Genomic DNA, 437 nt, shown 5'->3' on the forward strand with positions numbered 1-437 from the left:
GCACCAAGGGCAAGTCGGTCGTGATGCTCGAAGGCCCCCACGACGTCGGCTACAAGATGCGTGTGCGTGCCTCGTACATCAACGGTTCGTCCGGCGACAGCGTCAACTCCACGACGCACAGCGACTGGAAGTACTTCATCTTCACGAAGTAGCGGTACGGAGATCCCGGGCCCGCAGCGCCAGCCACAGGTCGTAGCGGGCGCTCGGGGGGCGGAGCAGCGAGCGCTGGAGCACGGTCTCCAGCCGGGTGAGGCGTTTGCGGGCTCCGGGGACGGAGATCCCCAGCTCGGCCGCTGTCGGACCGAGCCGGCCCTCGCACCTCAGCCAGGCCCGCAGGGTGTCCTCGGCCGCCGCCCCGCCCACCGGGGCGGCGATCGGGGCCAGTTGGCGGGCGGCCCACTCCTGGACGGCGGGGCGGCGCAGGACCTCATCGAGGT

1 protein-coding gene is annotated in these 437 nt (G+C 71.2%); it reads right to left on the reverse strand.

Features of this window, described 5'->3' with window-relative positions; genetic code table 11:
• Positions 1-141: 141 nt before the first annotated feature.
• A partial coding sequence (locus RM590_RS35670; protein WP_311708964.1) for a helix-turn-helix domain-containing protein occupies positions 142-437 on the reverse strand: 296 nt, incomplete at its 5' end.

Source organism: Streptomyces litchfieldiae, assembly GCF_031845365.1.
Lineage (GTDB): Bacteria > Actinomycetota > Actinomycetes > Streptomycetales > Streptomycetaceae > Streptomyces > Streptomyces litchfieldiae.